Source organism: Pseudomonas sp. UBT (assembly GCF_050915955.1).
In the GTDB taxonomy this organism is placed as follows: Bacteria; Pseudomonadota; Gammaproteobacteria; order Pseudomonadales; family Pseudomonadaceae; genus Aquipseudomonas; species Aquipseudomonas antarctica_A.
This window is the reverse complement of sequence record NZ_CP168079.1, coordinates 929,483-943,468: the sequence shown is the minus strand read 5'-3', so window position 1 is coordinate 943,468 and position 13,986 is coordinate 929,483. Positions and strand designations below refer to the sequence as shown.

At 60.7% G+C, this 13,986-nt stretch carries 13 protein-coding genes; 3 read left to right on the top strand and 10 right to left on the bottom strand.

Annotated elements, in window-relative coordinates; all coding sequences use genetic code 11:
* Positions 1-30: 30 nt before the first annotated feature.
* Positions 31-2,637 carry a leucine--tRNA ligase gene (gene leuS, locus ACDZ94_RS04375; RefSeq protein WP_432751133.1) on the bottom strand — a complete coding sequence of 869 codons (2,607 nt, stop codon included), beginning with the start codon at positions 2,635-2,637 and terminating at the stop codon, positions 31-33.
* A 261-nt stretch (positions 2,638-2,898) separates the two neighbouring features.
* Between leuS and ACDZ94_RS04370 the strand changes: the two genes are divergently transcribed.
* Complete coding sequence (locus ACDZ94_RS04370) at positions 2,899-3,216, top strand: hypothetical protein (RefSeq protein ID WP_064454271.1); 318 nt, start codon at positions 2,899-2,901, stop codon at positions 3,214-3,216.
* A 97-nt stretch (positions 3,217-3,313) separates the two neighbouring features.
* Positions 3,314-4,075, top strand: a complete 762-nt coding sequence (locus ACDZ94_RS04365) for a YdcF family protein (RefSeq protein WP_432751132.1) — start codon at positions 3,314-3,316, stop codon at positions 4,073-4,075.
* A 127-nt stretch (positions 4,076-4,202) separates the two neighbouring features.
* Here ACDZ94_RS04365 and lnt read toward each other — a convergent pair whose 3' ends face one another.
* From lnt to miaB, 5 genes are all read right to left on the bottom strand, one after another.
* The gene (gene lnt / locus ACDZ94_RS04360; RefSeq protein WP_064454269.1) at positions 4,203-5,726 is read right to left on the bottom strand and encodes an apolipoprotein N-acyltransferase; all 1,524 of its coding nucleotides are present in this window, start codon (positions 5,724-5,726) and stop codon (positions 4,203-4,205) included.
* An 8-nt stretch (positions 5,727-5,734) separates the two neighbouring features.
* A complete protein-coding gene (locus ACDZ94_RS04355) occupies positions 5,735-6,574 on the bottom strand; it encodes an HlyC/CorC family transporter (RefSeq protein ID WP_015373027.1) in 840 nt (279 codons plus the stop codon).
* 43 nt (positions 6,575-6,617) lie between these two features.
* A complete protein-coding gene (gene ybeY / locus ACDZ94_RS04350) occupies positions 6,618-7,076 on the bottom strand; it encodes an rRNA maturation RNase YbeY (protein ID WP_221295707.1) in 459 nt (152 codons plus the stop codon).
* Complete coding sequence (locus ACDZ94_RS04345; RefSeq protein ID WP_262666328.1) at positions 7,069-8,070, bottom strand: PhoH family protein; 1,002 nt, start codon at positions 8,068-8,070, stop codon at positions 7,069-7,071. Before ACDZ94_RS04345 ends, ybeY begins: the two co-directional genes overlap by 8 nt.
* Before the next feature lie 226 nt (positions 8,071-8,296).
* Positions 8,297-9,625, bottom strand: a complete 1,329-nt coding sequence (gene miaB, locus ACDZ94_RS04340; RefSeq protein WP_053258162.1) for a tRNA (N6-isopentenyl adenosine(37)-C2)-methylthiotransferase MiaB — start codon at positions 9,623-9,625, stop codon at positions 8,297-8,299.
* A 131-nt stretch (positions 9,626-9,756) separates the two neighbouring features.
* On the opposite strand from miaB, the gene ACDZ94_RS04335 reads away from it, so the two are divergent.
* A complete protein-coding gene (locus ACDZ94_RS04335) occupies positions 9,757-10,083 on the top strand; it encodes a DUF1820 family protein (RefSeq protein ID WP_003194436.1) in 327 nt (108 codons plus the stop codon).
* Positions 10,084-10,212: 129 nt separating this feature from the next.
* On the opposite strand, the gene ACDZ94_RS04330 is transcribed toward ACDZ94_RS04335, so the two are convergent.
* The 4 genes from ACDZ94_RS04330 to ACDZ94_RS04315 form a co-directional block, all read right to left on the bottom strand.
* The gene (locus ACDZ94_RS04330; RefSeq protein WP_064454266.1) at positions 10,213-10,767 is read right to left on the bottom strand and encodes a tetratricopeptide repeat protein; all 555 of its coding nucleotides are present in this window, start codon (positions 10,765-10,767) and stop codon (positions 10,213-10,215) included.
* 225 nt (positions 10,768-10,992) lie between these two features.
* Positions 10,993-12,276, bottom strand: coding sequence for a glutamate-1-semialdehyde 2,1-aminomutase (gene hemL, locus ACDZ94_RS04325; protein WP_432751131.1), 1,284 nt, complete (start codon positions 12,274-12,276; stop codon positions 10,993-10,995).
* A gap of 11 nt (positions 12,277-12,287) precedes the next feature.
* On the bottom strand, positions 12,288-12,917 hold the full coding sequence (gene thiE / locus ACDZ94_RS04320) for a thiamine phosphate synthase (protein WP_064454264.1): 630 nt from the start codon (positions 12,915-12,917) through the stop codon (positions 12,288-12,290).
* A gap of 32 nt (positions 12,918-12,949) precedes the next feature.
* Positions 12,950-13,747 (bottom strand): hydroxymethylpyrimidine/phosphomethylpyrimidine kinase, encoded by a 798-nt coding sequence (locus ACDZ94_RS04315; RefSeq protein ID WP_064454263.1) that lies wholly within the window; start codon positions 13,745-13,747, stop codon positions 12,950-12,952.
* Positions 13,748-13,986: the final 239 nt, after the last annotated feature.

The following is a 13,986-nucleotide window of genomic DNA, read 5'->3' as shown; positions in this document are numbered from 1 at the left end:
CGCAGGGCTCAAGCCCTGCGCCCGATCCGATTAGCTGGCGACGATATTGACCAGTTTGCCAGGCACTACGATCACTTTGCGGATCGTCAGGCCTTCGGTAAAGCGCAGCACGTTCTCGTTGATACGCGCAGCCGCTTCCACGTCTTCACGGCTGGCGCTGGCCGGCATGTCGATCTGGCCACGCAGTTTACCGTTGACCTGAATCACCAGTTGCAACGTGTCCTGTACCAGGGCGCTGTCATCCTGTACCGGCCATTCGGCGTCGATTACCGCGCCGTCGTGGCCCAAACGGTTCCACAGTTCGTGGCTGATGTGCGGCGTGATTGGCGCCAGCAGCAGCACGACCGTTTCCAGGCCTTCATGCACCAGCGCGCGGTCCTGTTCGGTGGCTTGCGGTGCTTTTTCCAGCACGTTCATCAGCGTCATCACCTGAGCGATGGCGGTGTTGAATTTGTGGTTCTGCCCGACGTCCTGGCTCGCTTGGCGAATGGCCAGGTGCGTGCTGCGACGAATGGCTTTCTGTTCATCGTTCAAGGACGCCACGTCCAGCTTGCCCGGAAGGCCCTGGCTGACATGGGCGTGCGCCAGGCGCCAGACGCGCTTGAGGAAGCGGTGCGAACCCTCGACGCCGGAGTCGGACCATTCGGCGCTCATGTCAGGCGGCGAGGCGAACATCATGAACAGGCGGCAGGTGTCGGCGCCAAACTGATCGATCATCGACTGAGGGTCGACGCCGTTGTTCTTCGACTTGGCCATCTTCTCGGTGCCGCCGATTTCCACCGGCAGGCCATCGGCGATCAGCTTGGCGCTGATGACCTTGGCTTTGCTGTCACGCTCGAGTTCGACGTCGGCCGGGTTGAACCAGGTGTAGGCGCCATTGGCTTCGCGGCGATAGTAAGTATCGGCGATCACCATGCCCTGGGTCAGCAGGTTCTTGAACGGCTCATCGGAGCTCACCAGGCCTTCGTCGCGCATCAGCTTGTGGAAGAAGCGCGCGTAGAGCAGGTGGAGAATGGCGTGCTCGATGCCACCGATGTACTGGTCCACCGGCAACCAATGGTCGGCTGCGGATTTTTCCACCAGGCCGCCTTCATAGTGCGGCGAGGCGTAGCGAGCGTAGTACCAGGAGGACTCGACGAAGGTGTCCATGGTGTCGGTTTCACGCTTGGCCGGTGCGCCGCATTTCGGGCAGCTGCATTCGTAGAACTCGGGCATGCGCGCCAATGGCGAACCCGCGCCATCCGGCACCACGTCTTCCGGCAGTACCACCGGCAACTGGTCTTCCGTCACCGGCACATCACCGCAGGTTTCGCAGTGGATGATCGGGATCGGGCAGCCCCAGTAGCGCTGGCGGCTGATGCCCCAGTCGCGCAGGCGGAACTGGGTGCGCGAAGCACCGAGGTTTTTCTTGATCAGTGCGACTTCGATGGCGTCGAAGGCGCCTGCGAAGTCCAGGCCGTCGAATTCGCCGGAGTTGATCAGTTCGCCGTGCTCGCCGTAGGCGTCTTGCCACGGGGCCGGGTTGGTATCACCCGAGCTGGTGCGCACGACCGACTTGATCGGCAGGTTGTACTTGGTGGCGAATTCGAAATCGCGCTCGTCGTGGGCCGGCACAGCCATTACCGCGCCATCGCCGTAGTGCATCAGCACGTAGTTGGCGACCCATACCGGCAGCTTCTCGCCGGTCAGTGGGTGCTCGACGAAGAGCCCGGTTGGCAGGCCTTTTTTCTCCTGGGTGGCGACGTCGGCTTCGGCCACGCTGCCGCCTTTGCATTCGGCGATGAACGCCTGCAGCTCAGGGTTGTTCTGTGCGGCCTGGGTGGCCAGCGGGTGTTCGGCGGCCACGGCGACATAGGTCGCGCCCATCAGGGTGTCCGGACGGGTGGTGAAGACTTTGAGTGCGCCCGCTTCGCCGATCGAATCGACGTTGTACGGGAATTGCACTTCCATGCCCTTGGATTTGCCGATCCAGTTGCGCTGCATGGTCTTGACCTGTTCAGGCCAGCCCGGCAGATCGTCGAGGCTCGACAAGAGTTCATCCGCATAGGCGGTGATCTTGAAGTAGTACATCGGGATTTCGCGCTTTTCGATCAGCGCGCCGGAACGCCAGCCGCGACCGTCGATGACCTGTTCGTTGGCCAGTACGGTCTGGTCGACCGGGTCCCAGTTCACGGTGCCGCTCTTTTTGTAGATCACCCCTTTTTGGAACAGGCGAGTGAACAGCCATTGTTCCCAACGGTAGTAATCCGGCTTGCAGGTGGTCACTTCGCGGGACCAGTCCACCGCCAGGCCCAGGCTGCGCAGCTGGGTCTTCATGTAGGCGATGTTTTCGTAGGTCCACTTGGCGGGCGCCACGTTGTTTTTCATCGCGGCGTTTTCCGCCGGCATGCCGAAGGCGTCCCAACCCATGGGTTGCAGGACGTTCTTGCCGAGCATGCGCTGGTAGCGCGAGATGACGTCGCCGATGGTGTAGTTACGCACGTGCCCCATGTGTAGCTTGCCGCTGGGGTAAGGGAACATCGATAGGCAGTAGTAAGTCTCCTTGCCTGGCTGTTCACTGACTTCAAAGGACTTTTGCTCGTCCCAGAAGGTTTGGGCGGCATTTTCTATTTCACGGGGCTGATATTGTTCGTGCATGGCTACTTTTGAACTGAATAGGGGTGGCCTAATCCTCTTCGGTGCAATGTTCAGGTTGATCGACACCAAAAAGCGGCGCGTCCGTGCCCAAACCCTGCGGGAAGTGGAGTTACAGGAAGCGCCGTAGCATACATGACCCCACTCTATCGAGGGAAACCCTGATTGCGCAGGCAGGGCCGTCTGTCGCGGCGCCAGGCAGGTGCAGCGATGGAGACTACGCTGTTTATTGGGGAGTGAGTCTTATCTTCAATGAGGTGAGGGATGGTTGAATCGCAGCGAACTTTAACGAAACCGCAGTTGTACGAAGGACTGATCGACCGTTTGGGTCGGGCATTGGATGCTGCAAGAACCGCAGGCCGTTTACGTGATGAACGGCCTCTGGAACTGGAGTTGCGAGGCTTGAGCCAGGCAGAGCTTGAATTGATCAAGGTCTACCTGGAATTGAATCACCACCGTGCCTCTCAGGAGCAGGCTTCCCCGCCTGTTCAAGGGCCCTCGCGTTCGGCCAAGGTGATCTGGCTGAAAGATGTGGCTGCCGGTCGCGGCCCCGAAAAACACCGGGCCGTACGGTGCAAGTGAAGCACAGCGTTACCCGTTAGCCTTCTCGAAATAGGCTGGTAAAGATTGTCGCTAAACCCCGTTGCATCTAGGCTTCGGGCATCTGTGGAGATGCCCGATGCCTTTTCGTTATTTCATTAAACAATTGCTCTTGCCGCCCGGTATTTTTTTGCTGTTGCTGGCGTTTGCCTGGTGGTTTCGTAAAAGCCGCCCGCGCCTGGCGGGCTTCTGCTTTGCGGTGGGATTGGGCGGGATGTGGCTGATCAGCTTGCCGGTGGCGGTGCAATGGGGTGCACATGCCCTGGAGACCGAACCGCCCTTGGCCCGTGAAGAGTGGGCAACGCTGGCCCAGCGCGCCGATGCGATTGTGGTGCTGGGATCCGGGCGTGAGCGGGGAGACCCCGCGTGGGGCACCGACCAACCCACCGGGATCGGGCTTGAACGCCAGCGTTATGCCGCGCGGCTGGCCAAGGCGTCCGGCTTGCCGGTGTTGACCAGCGGCGGCTTGCACTACGGCACGCCGCCGAGTGAGGCCGAGCTTATGGCGGTGTCGATGCAGGATGATTTCGGCGTTACGGTACGCTGGAAGGAAGAGCGCAGCCGTACCACCTGGGAAAACGCGCAGATGAGCGCCGGGATTCTATTGCCGCAAGGCATCAAGCGAGTGGTGGTGGTGACCCAGGCCTGGCATATGCCGCGCGCAGTCTGGAACTTTGAGAAGGCCGGTTTCACTGTGGTGCCGGGGCCGGTGGGCTTTTTGGGCGTGGACAATACTCGACCGTTGGGCGGCTGGATGCCTGAGTTTGTGTCGGTGTGGCGCAGCGGGCAGTTGATCAATGAGGCGGTGGGGCAGGTGGGGTATCGGTTGTTTTATCGATAGTCCAAACACTGCCGATCCAATGTGGGAGCTGGGCTTGCCCGCGATGCAGGTACCTCGGTAAGTCAGTGACACCGCGGTGACGCTATCGCAGGCAAGCCAGCTCCCACATTGGTTTTGGGCTTGTCTGTCAGACCGTTTTGGACATCCGGCCCGCCAGCAGCGCCCAGCCAAACAAGCCCAGGCACACGATGATCAGCGGCCACGAGCGCCATTGCAGGTACGGCGTCAGGTTGTGCATCGGCACCACTTCACCGTAGAGAATCCCGCGCTCGAACTGCGGGATCTGCTCGGTGATCTGCCCAAACGGGTTGATCAGCCCGGTGACGCCGTTGTTGGTCGCGCGAATCATCCAGCGTCCCGCCTCCAGTGCGCGCATCTGCGCCATTTGCAGGTGTTGCAGCGGGCCGATGGAGCGGCCGAACCAGGTGTCGTTGCTGATCGTCAGCAACAGATCGCTCTGGGCCGACAGGCCGGCGGCAAATTCCGGGTACACCACTTCATAACAAATGAACGGCGCAATCTGATAGCCCTTGGCTTGCAGCATCGCCTGATCGGCAGGGCCGCGGGCGAAGTCCGACATCGGCAAGTCGAAGAAGGCAATCACGCCACGCAGCATGTCTTGCAGCGGCACATATTCGCCAAAGGGCACCAGCTTCTGCTTCAAGTAAGTGCCTTCGCCTTCGCCGACCACCGTGATGCCGTTGTAGTAGCGCTTCTGGTGGTGCACTTCCTGGCGGATCGGCACGCCGGTGATCAGCGCGGTGTGCCGGTCGGCAGCGAACTTGCCCATCATGCCCAGGTAGCCTTCGACGGATTCCTTGAGCACCGGCACGGCAGTTTCCGGCCACACCAACAGGTCGACTCGCTTGGAGCTGAAACTCATGTCGCGGTACAGCGCCAGCTGCGCATTGAGCTGCTCGGGGTCCCACTTCATGCTTTGTTCGACATTGCCCTGCACGGCGGCCACGCTCAGGGGTGCGCCAGAAGGCGTCGTCCAGGCGTGATGCTTGAGCGCCAAACCGATGGCCCACGGCGCAACCAGCAGCACCAGGCCCGCACCGATAAAGCCGTTGCGCTTGCTCGCCAGCAGGCGCGGCAGGTTGCACAGCACGGCAGCGGTCAGTGCCAGGGCGAAGGAAATCAGCCACATCCCGCCCAGCGGCGCGAGGCCGGTGAGTGGCCCGTCCAGCTGGCTGTAGCCGGAGTACAGCCATGGGAAACCGGTCAGGAACCAGCCACGAAATGCTTCCTGGCCAACCCACAACGCAGCAAACGTCAGCGCATCGGCCAGCGGCGCTTCATTACGACGCAACCAGCGTGCCCATAACCAGGCGGGCAGGGCGAAGAACCAGGCAATGGCAGCGGTAAACAGCAGCATCAAAAAGCCAGCGAGCAACACCGAAGCACCGCCGAAGTGGTGGATGCTGTAGTAGATCCAGCTGGTGCCGGCGCCAAACAGGCCGAAACCGAAACACCAGCCACGGCCCAGGGCCTGACGCGGTGTCAGTTCGCGCAGGCCGATATAGAACAATCCGACTGCCACCAGTGCAAACGGCCACAAGTCGAACGGCGCCAGCGCCAGGGTAGTGATGGCGCCGGCCACCACAGCCAGCAAATTACCGGGCCAGCCGGGTGCGATCATACGGCGCATGTCAGTCCTTAGCGGGCAATAGGTGTCAGGCGAATCAGATGGATGCGGCGGCTGTCGGCATTCAGGATGCGAAAGCGATACGCGCCGATCTCGGTGGTTTCGTTACGCTTGGGCAAGTGCCCGAACGCACTCATCACCAGGCCACCCACGGTGTCGAACTCATCGTCGGAGAATTCGCTGTCGAAGAACTCGTTGAAATTCTCGATCGGCGTCAGAGCCTTGACCAAGAAGTCACCGCTGGGCAGTGGCTTGATGTAGCTGTCTTCTTCGACGTCGTGCTCGTCTTCGATGTCGCCGACGATCTGTTCCAGCACGTCTTCGATGGTCACCAGGCCCGCTACGCCGCCGTATTCGTCGATCACAATGGCCATGTGATTGTGGTTGGCGCGGAATTCGCGCAGCAGCACATTCAGGCGCTTGGATTCAGGCACGAAGGTGGCCGGACGCAGCAGGTCCTTGATGTTGAAGTTGTCGCCGTTCTCCTTGAGGATCAACGGCAGCAGGTCCTTGGCCAGCAGGACACCCATGACGTCGTCATGGCTTTCACCGATAACCGGGTAGCGCGAGTGCGCCGAATCGATCACGGCCGGGAGGAATTCCCGCGGGGTCTGGGTCGCCTTGATGCTGATCATCTGCGAACGCGGGACCATGATGTCCCGAACTTGCAGGTCAGCCACCTGGATGGCGCCTTCGACGATGGCCAGCGCTTCGCTGTCCAGCAACTTGTTCTGATGGGCCTCGCGCAGCAGCTCCAGCAGCTCCTGGCGGTTTTTCGGCTCGTGGGCAAAAGCCTGGGTCAGTTTACCCAGCCATGACTTCTGCCCGTTGCTCGATCGGTCTTCGCTCATAGCGATTACTCTAAATCCTTTGTTGTGTCAGTAAGGTGTCGTTTCAGTTTTCGTCGTCAGCGTAAGGGTCACGGTGACCCAATTCTGCAAGCAACGTTTGTTCCAGTGTTTCCATTTCCAAGGCTTCGTCATCGTCTATATGGTCGTAACCCAAGAGATGCAAGCAGCCGTGGATGACTAGATGGGCCCAATGGGCCTCAAGTTCCTTGCCTTGTTCCTTTGCTTCGCGTTCCACCACCTCGACGCAGATCACCAGATCGCCCAGCAACGGGATATCCAGTAACTCATCCGGTACGTCGGCGGGGAAGGACAGCACGTTGGTCGCGTAATCCTTTTGGCGCCAGGTGTGATTCAGTTCACGGCCTTCGGGCTCGTCCACCAGGCGGATGGTCAGTTCGGAATCCGCGGTGCGCTGGCGCAGGGCCAGTGCGCACCATTGGCGGAACTGGGCTTCGCTGGGGGCGGGCGCTTCGGTGGCCAGCTGCAGGTCAAGCTCAAGCATCGCGGCGAATGTCCTTGGCGGGGGCGTCATCTTTGTGCTCGAAACGCTCGTAAGCCTCGACAATGCGCTGCACCAACGGGTGACGCACCACGTCTTTAGGCATGAAATGCGTGAAGCTGATGCCCGGCACGTCCTTGAGTACATCGATCACCTGCGCCAGCCCCGACTTGGTGCCCTTGGGCAGGTCGACCTGGGTCACGTCACCGGTGATAACGGCCGTGGAACCGAAACCGATACGGGTGAGGAACATCTTCATCTGTTCGACGGTGGTGTTCTGGCTTTCGTCGAGAATGATGAAGCTGTTGTTCAAGGTACGGCCACGCATGTAAGCCAGCGGGGCGATCTCGATAACCTGGCGCTCGATCAGCTTGGCCACGTATTCAAAGCCGAGCATCTCGTAGAGCGCGTCATAGAGCGGGCGCAGGTACGGGTCGATCTTCTGGGCCAGGTCGCCGGGCAGGAAGCCGAGCTTCTCGCCAGCCTCGACCGCCGGGCGCACCAGCAGGATGCGGCGCACTTGCTCGCGCTCCAGGGCATCCACCGCACAGGCCACGGCCAGGTAGGTCTTGCCGGTACCGGCGGGGCCGATGCCGAAGTTGATGTCGTTGCCGAGGATTTCCTTGACGTAGCGCTGCTGATTCAAGCCGCGTGGGCGAATCATGCCTTTTTTGGTACGCAGGGCCACGCTGGCTTCGGCCACCGGGTTGTTGGCCAGGTCTTCCACGGCAGATTCCTGCAGGTACAGGTGCACGGTCTCCGGCGACAGCTCACTGCCCTTGGTTTCGCGGTAGAGGCGGCGGAGCAGGTGTTCTGCAGACGTGGTGTGCTGGGGTTCACCAATAAGCTCGAACTGATTACCGCGGTTGCGGATCTCGATACTCAGGCGTTGTTCGATCAGGCGCAGGTGCTCGTCGAACTGTCCGCACAGGTTGGCGAAACGGCGAGCCTCAAAAGGCTCGAGGAGAAAACGATGGGGTTCTATGGGTGCGTTCAAGGTCGCTTTTAGCCGCCCTTTGGCTGTTGAGATGAAAGAGAGGATAACGCCAGTGGCGCGGGTACGAAAGCACTTATCTAGCCCAAGTGCAGCACGGTTCCCATGTGGGAGCGGGCTTGCTCGCGAAGGCGGTGGGTCAGCTAATACATGTATCAACTGATCCACCGCCTTCGCGAGCAAGCCCGCTCCCACATTTTGATCTCAATCAGTCAGAAATATGGGTGGGTTACTGCACCAGCGAGCCGCGCAACGAGTGCGGTTGCGCCGCATCAATGTGCACATCGGCGAACTGGCCGATCAGGGTTGGGTTGTCGCAACGGAAGTTGACGATTCGGTTGTTTTCGGTACGGCCTTGCAACTCGCCGGGGTCTTTTTTCGAATAATCGGTGACCAGGATGCGCTGGATCGAACCGACCATTTGTCGGCTGATCTCGAAACCTTGCTGGTTCAGGCGGTGCTGCAGCGCATTCAAACGCTCTTTTTTCAGCGCTTCCGGCGTCTCATCCAACAGGTCGGCGGCCGGGGTGCCCGGGCGCTGGCTGTAGACGAACGAGTATGAGAAGTCGAAGCCGACGTCTTCGATCAGCTTCATGGTTTGCTGGAAGTCCTTCTCGGTCTCACCAGGGAAACCGACGATAAAGTCCGAGCTGATGCAGATACCCGGCACCGCCGCACGCAATTTGCGCAGTTTGGATTTGTACTCCAGCGCGGTGTGGTTGCGCTTCATCGCAGACAGGATGCGGTCCGAGCCTGACTGCACCGGCAAGTGCAGGTGTTTGACCAGCTCCGGCACCTCGGCGTGGGCCTGGATCAGGCTGTCGGAAAACTCCAGCGGGTGCGAGGTGGTGTAGCGAATACGCTCAATACCATCGACGGCGGCGACCACGCGGATCAACTCCGCCAAGTCTGCCAGGCGCCCGTCGTGGGTCTGGCCGCGATAGCCGTTGACGTTCTGGCCCAGCAGGGTGACTTCGCGCACGCCGTTTTCGGCCAGGTGGATGATTTCCGACATCACGTCGTCAAACGGCCGGCTGACTTCTTCGCCACGGGTGTAGGGCACCACGCAGAAGGTGCAGTACTTGCTGCAGCCTTCCATTACCGACACGTAAGCACTCGGCCCGTCGATGCGCGGCTCGGGCAGGTGGTCGAATTTTTCGATTTCCGGGAACGACACGTCCACCTGCGGCAGCTTGGTGATGCGTGCTGCGTCGATCATTTCCGGCAGGCGGTGCAGGGTTTGCGGGCCGAATACCACATCGACATACGGCGCGCGGTCGCGGATCGCAGCGCCTTCCTGGCTGGCTACGCAACCACCGACGGCGATCACCATCTCCGGGTTGGCCAGTTTCAATTCGCGCCAGCGGCCCAGCTGCGAGTACACACGGTCCTGGGCCCGCTCACGAATCGAGCAGGTGTTGAGCAGGATGACGTCGGCATCTTCGGCGCGGGCAGTGACTTCCAGGGCCTGGTGTTCGCCCAGCAGATCGACCATGCGCGAGCTGTCGTACTCGTTCATCTGGCAACCGTGGGTTTCGATGTAAAGCTTCTTGGCCATGGGAATCGTCAACTGGTGGTAAAGAACCGCGCATTATAGGGGGCATGTCCATTGGTTCCTAGCGCTGTGCATCGGGTGCCATGCTATAGTTCGCGCCCTCTTTTATATCCCCGATGTGTTATTCGCCCACCATGACGAAACGTGAAGCTCCAATCTACAAGGTGATTTTCCTTAACCAGGGCCAGGTGTTCGAAATGTACGCCAAGCAGATCTATCAAAGTGATCTGTGGGGTTTCCTGGAAGTGGAAGAGTTCGTCTTTGGCGAGCGCACCCAGTTGGTCGTCGACCCGGGCGAAGAAAAACTCAAGGCGCAGTTTGAAGGCGTGGTGCGCAGCTTTGTGCCGATGCATTCGATTGTGCGCATCGATGAAGTGGAGCGCCTGGGCACGCCGAAGATCAGCGAGGCACGTGGCACCAGCAATGTGATGCCGTTTCCGATGCCGATGCCTGAGAAGTAAGCCGTTAGACCGAGTCGACCCTTTCGCGAGCAAGCCCGCTCCCACACTTAACCGCATTCCAAGGCTGGAACTCGGTTAAGTGTGGGAGCGGGCTTGCTCGCGAAAGCGGTAGTAGAAGCGCTGAATAATTCAGGGCAGTGGCGAGAAGGGCGAACGCCCATCGGCACTCTGCAATTCCTGCAGGTAATTGCGGAAGATCTGCCCCAGCACCTGCGTCGCCACTTCCAACTCATCGCGCTGCATGTGCTCGGCAACTTCGTCGGCCGTGTCCAGTGCGTCTTCCGCACCGTTGACCGCCGCCATTTTCAGCACGATGTACGCCTGGACGTTATTGGCCGGCACGCCTTCGCCTTTGAAGAACATATTGCCCAGTTGGAATTGTGCCTGGGCGTGGCCCTGCAACGAAGCCTTCTCGAAGTAGCTCAGGGCTTTGTTGAGGTCGCGGGCAGGGTTTTTTTCGTCGTGGTAGTACTGGCCCAACTCGTATTGCGCCTGCGCATCCCCGCCTTCAGCCTGTTTCTGGCACGCGCTCAGGGCTTCGGCCTGGCTGTCTGGCTGGGTATTGAGGGTGCAACGACCCATCGCTGGGATTAACAACGAGTTGCCGCCTGCTTGTGCATGTGCCAGCAGCGGCTGAAGGAGCAACAGGCAGCCCAGAACCAGGGTGCGGCCGGTGCGTTTCATGGGAATCGACTTACCTCTGACGGGGCACGCGGACCCTCGGGGAGTCCAATAAGCGCGCATTATGAAATAAGCAGGCCCCTGCTTACAAAGTCTTTACTCGTTTTTCTGCTGCGTAGGCAAGTTATCTGCCGGATTGCAGGTGATTTCTCGAAAAAAGTAGGAAATCTCTGTAGGCAAGGTAGCAAATCTGACGCCGCCAGGGGCAGCGTCAGATTTATCTGCCCCTTACTTCAGGGCCGCGAAGGCGCGCTCGGCAGCATCCAGGGTCAGTTTCAACTCCGCTTCGCCATGGGCGATCGACGTGAAGCCGGCTTCGAAGGCGCTCGGTGCCAGGTAAACCCCGCCTTCCAGCATCAAGTGGAAGAAGCGCTTGAACAGGTCGGCATCGCTGCCCATCACGTCATCGAAAGTGACGATATCGTCGGCGCCACTGAAGTACAGGCCGAACATGCCGCCCGCCTGAGTGGTGACAAACGGAATGCCGGCAGCATCGGCGCGCTGTTGCAGGCCATCCAGCAGTCGGGTGGTGTAGTCAGTCAGCTCGGCGTGGAAGCCCGGGCGGCTGATCAGGCGCAGGGAGGTCAGGCCGGCGGCCATGGCCAGTGGGTTACCCGACAGGGTGCCGGCCTGGTAGACCGGGCCCAGCGGTGCGATGTGCTGCATGATTTCGCGTTTGCCGCCGAAGCAACCCACCGGCATGCCGCCACCGATGATCTTGCCGAAGGTGCTCAGGTCCGGCGTGACGCCGTAATAAGCCTGGGCACCACCGAGGGCAACGCGGAAACCGGTCATCACTTCGTCGAAAATCAGCACCACGCCGTGCTTGTCGCACTGTTCGCGCAGGCCTTCAAGGAAGCCCGGCGCCGGTGGCACGCAGTTCATGTTACCGGCGACCGGCTCGACGATGATGCACGCGACCTCTTGACCGACTTCGCTGAGCATCTGCTCGACGGCGGCGATGTCATTGAACGGCAGCGTCAGAGTGTGTTTGGCAAACGCTGCCGGCACACCGGCCGAGCTCGGTACGCCCTGGGTCAGCAGGCCTGAACCGGCTTTCACCAGCAGGCTGTCGGAGTGGCCGTGGTAGCAGCCTTCGAACTTGATGATGCTGTCGCGGCCGGTGAAACCACGGGCCAGGCGAATCGCGCTCATGGTGGCTTCGGTGCCGGAGCTGACCATGCGCACCATTTCCATCGACGGCACGATCGAGCACACCAGGTCGGCCATCTCGGTTTCCATGGCGGTCGGGGCGCCATAGGACAAACCGTGCTGCAGTTGCTGGCGCACTGCGTCCAGCACGTCCGGATGGCTGTGGCCGAGGATCATCGGGCCCCAGGAACCCACATAGTCCACGTAGCGCTTGTCATCTTCGTCGGTGACGTACGCGCCTTCGGCATGCTTGAAGAACAATGGCGTGCCGCCCACGCTCTTGAACGCACGCACGGGGGAATTCACACCGCCGGGGATGTGTTTCTGGGCATTGGCAAACAGGGTTTCGGAACGGGACATGATCGGGCTCTCTAAACTGAATACTTAAGAAGATCGTTGAACGCGCGCGCACGGCGCGTGACTTCCTGGGTGCTGTCGGCACCGAACAGGCCGTGCACCACGGCGAGCAGGTCGGCACCGTGGGCCACCAGCGGTTCGGCGTTCTCCAGGGTGACGCCGCCGATCACGCAGATCGGCAGTTGCAAGCGTGTACGGGCCTGGGCCAGCATTTCAACGGTGGCGGCGGGTGCGCCGGGCTTGGTGCTGGAGTTAAAGAAGCGACCGAAGGCGACGTAGCTGGCGCCTTCTTTAGCGGCTTGTTCGGCCAGTTCGATCTGGCTGTGGCAGGTGGCGCCGATGATCGCCTTGGGGCCCAGTAATGCTCGGGCCGGGGTCAGCGGGCCGTCGGTCTGGCCCAGGTGCACGCCGACGCCCAGGCGCGCGGCCAACTCGGCGTCATCGTTGATGATCAGATGGGTCTTGTAGCGCGAGCACAGCTCTCGCAACTTCTCGGCTTCACGCAGGCGGCGGGCTTCGTCGCTGCTTTTATCGCGGTACTGCAACAGGGTCACACCGCCGTCCAGCGCCGCTTCGACGTAGGCGAGGAATTTGCCGGCCAACAGTTGGCTGTCGGTAATGGCGTAAAGGCCACGTAGTTTCATGGGGCAGGCCTCTTGCTGTTAAAAGCACAAAGTTACGAGCAGAAATCCAGCGGCAGCCGGCGCGGCACAAACTGGCCCTGGCCGAGTTGTTCAGCGTCACGCAGGGTGCGCCAAGTGTAGTTGAGCGCCGATTGCACGGCGCTGACCAGGCCTTCGCCTTGAGCGATCCGACCGGCCAGGGCGCTGGCGAGCGTGCAGCCTGAACCGTGATAGCTGCCGGGCAGGCGCTGGCAGGTGAAGGTCTGGTGCGTGCCGTCGCGGCTGTAGAGGCGGTTGTGCACTTCGTGCTCGTCGCCGTGCCCGCCGGTAATAAGAAGATGCTTGATAAACGGCAACAGCTTCTCGGCGCATTCGTCGGCCGTGCCATTTGGCAACTCGGCGAGAATGCGCGCTTCCGGCAAGTTGGGCGTGGCGATCAACGACAGCGGCAACAGCCGCTCACGCATGGCATAACCCACTTCGTCCTTGCCCAGGCTGCCGCCGCCGCCGGCACGCAGCACCGGGTCGCACACCACCGGCAGGTGCGGGTGCGCCTGCAGCAGTTCGACCACGGTGTCGACCATCGCGGTGGAACCGAGCATGCCGAGCTTCACGGCTGCCACTTCGGAGTCGCTGAGCACGGCATTGGCCTGGGCCATTACCCACTCGCGGTCGAGCACGCGGAAGTCGATGACATTGACGGTGTTTTGCACGGTCAACGCGGTGACGGCCGGTGCCGCATGACAGCCTTGGGCGAGCAGGGCTTCGATATCTGCCTGCAAGCCGGCGCCACCACTGGGATCATGGCCGGAGAGACAGAGGACAACGGGGCGAGAGCTGTAGATATTCATGGTGCGCGAGCTTACCACCAAACGCTTTTTGCGTGGCTGTTGGGCGAAGGGGAAATTTCAGTGTCAGCACAGGCGTGTTTATGGCTGTTTATGGGTTGCTTTTTACGTCGAAAAAACGCGCTGAAAGGCGCGTTTTAGAGCCTTTCAAAAAATTATTTCAATGGTGTCCAATGGCCTCTACTGGCTATGCTAAAGTGCACCCAAACAACTTACTGTATCGCCGGTGTACGTCTACTCAA

Excerpts from the sequence above, each read along its gene's own strand:
- leuS (WP_432751133.1), bottom strand. The coding sequence starts at position 2,637 with ATGCACGAACAATATCAGCCCCGTGAAATAGAAAATGCCGCCCAAACC.
- ACDZ94_RS04370 (WP_064454271.1), top strand. The coding sequence starts at position 2,899 with ATGGTTGAATCGCAGCGAACTTTAACGAAACCGCAGTTGTACGAAGGA.
- ACDZ94_RS04365 (WP_432751132.1), top strand. The coding sequence starts at position 3,314 with ATGCCTTTTCGTTATTTCATTAAACAATTGCTCTTGCCGCCCGGTATT.
- lnt (WP_064454269.1), bottom strand. The coding sequence starts at position 5,726 with ATGCGCCGTATGATCGCACCCGGCTGGCCCGGTAATTTGCTGGCTGTG.
- ACDZ94_RS04355 (WP_015373027.1), bottom strand. The coding sequence starts at position 6,574 with ATGAGCGAAGACCGATCGAGCAACGGGCAGAAGTCATGGCTGGGTAAA.
- ybeY (WP_221295707.1), bottom strand. The coding sequence starts at position 7,076 with ATGCTTGAGCTTGACCTGCAGCTGGCCACCGAAGCGCCCGCCCCCAGC.
- miaB (WP_053258162.1), bottom strand. The coding sequence starts at position 9,625 with ATGGCCAAGAAGCTTTACATCGAAACCCACGGTTGCCAGATGAACGAG.
- ACDZ94_RS04335 (WP_003194436.1), top strand. The coding sequence starts at position 9,757 with ATGACGAAACGTGAAGCTCCAATCTACAAGGTGATTTTCCTTAACCAG.
- ACDZ94_RS04330 (WP_064454266.1), bottom strand. The coding sequence starts at position 10,767 with ATGAAACGCACCGGCCGCACCCTGGTTCTGGGCTGCCTGTTGCTCCTT.
- hemL (WP_432751131.1), bottom strand. The coding sequence starts at position 12,276 with ATGTCCCGTTCCGAAACCCTGTTTGCCAATGCCCAGAAACACATCCCC.
- thiE (WP_064454264.1), bottom strand. The coding sequence starts at position 12,917 with ATGAAACTACGTGGCCTTTACGCCATTACCGACAGCCAACTGTTGGCC.
- ACDZ94_RS04315 (WP_064454263.1), bottom strand. The coding sequence starts at position 13,747 with ATGAATATCTACAGCTCTCGCCCCGTTGTCCTCTGTCTCTCCGGCCAT.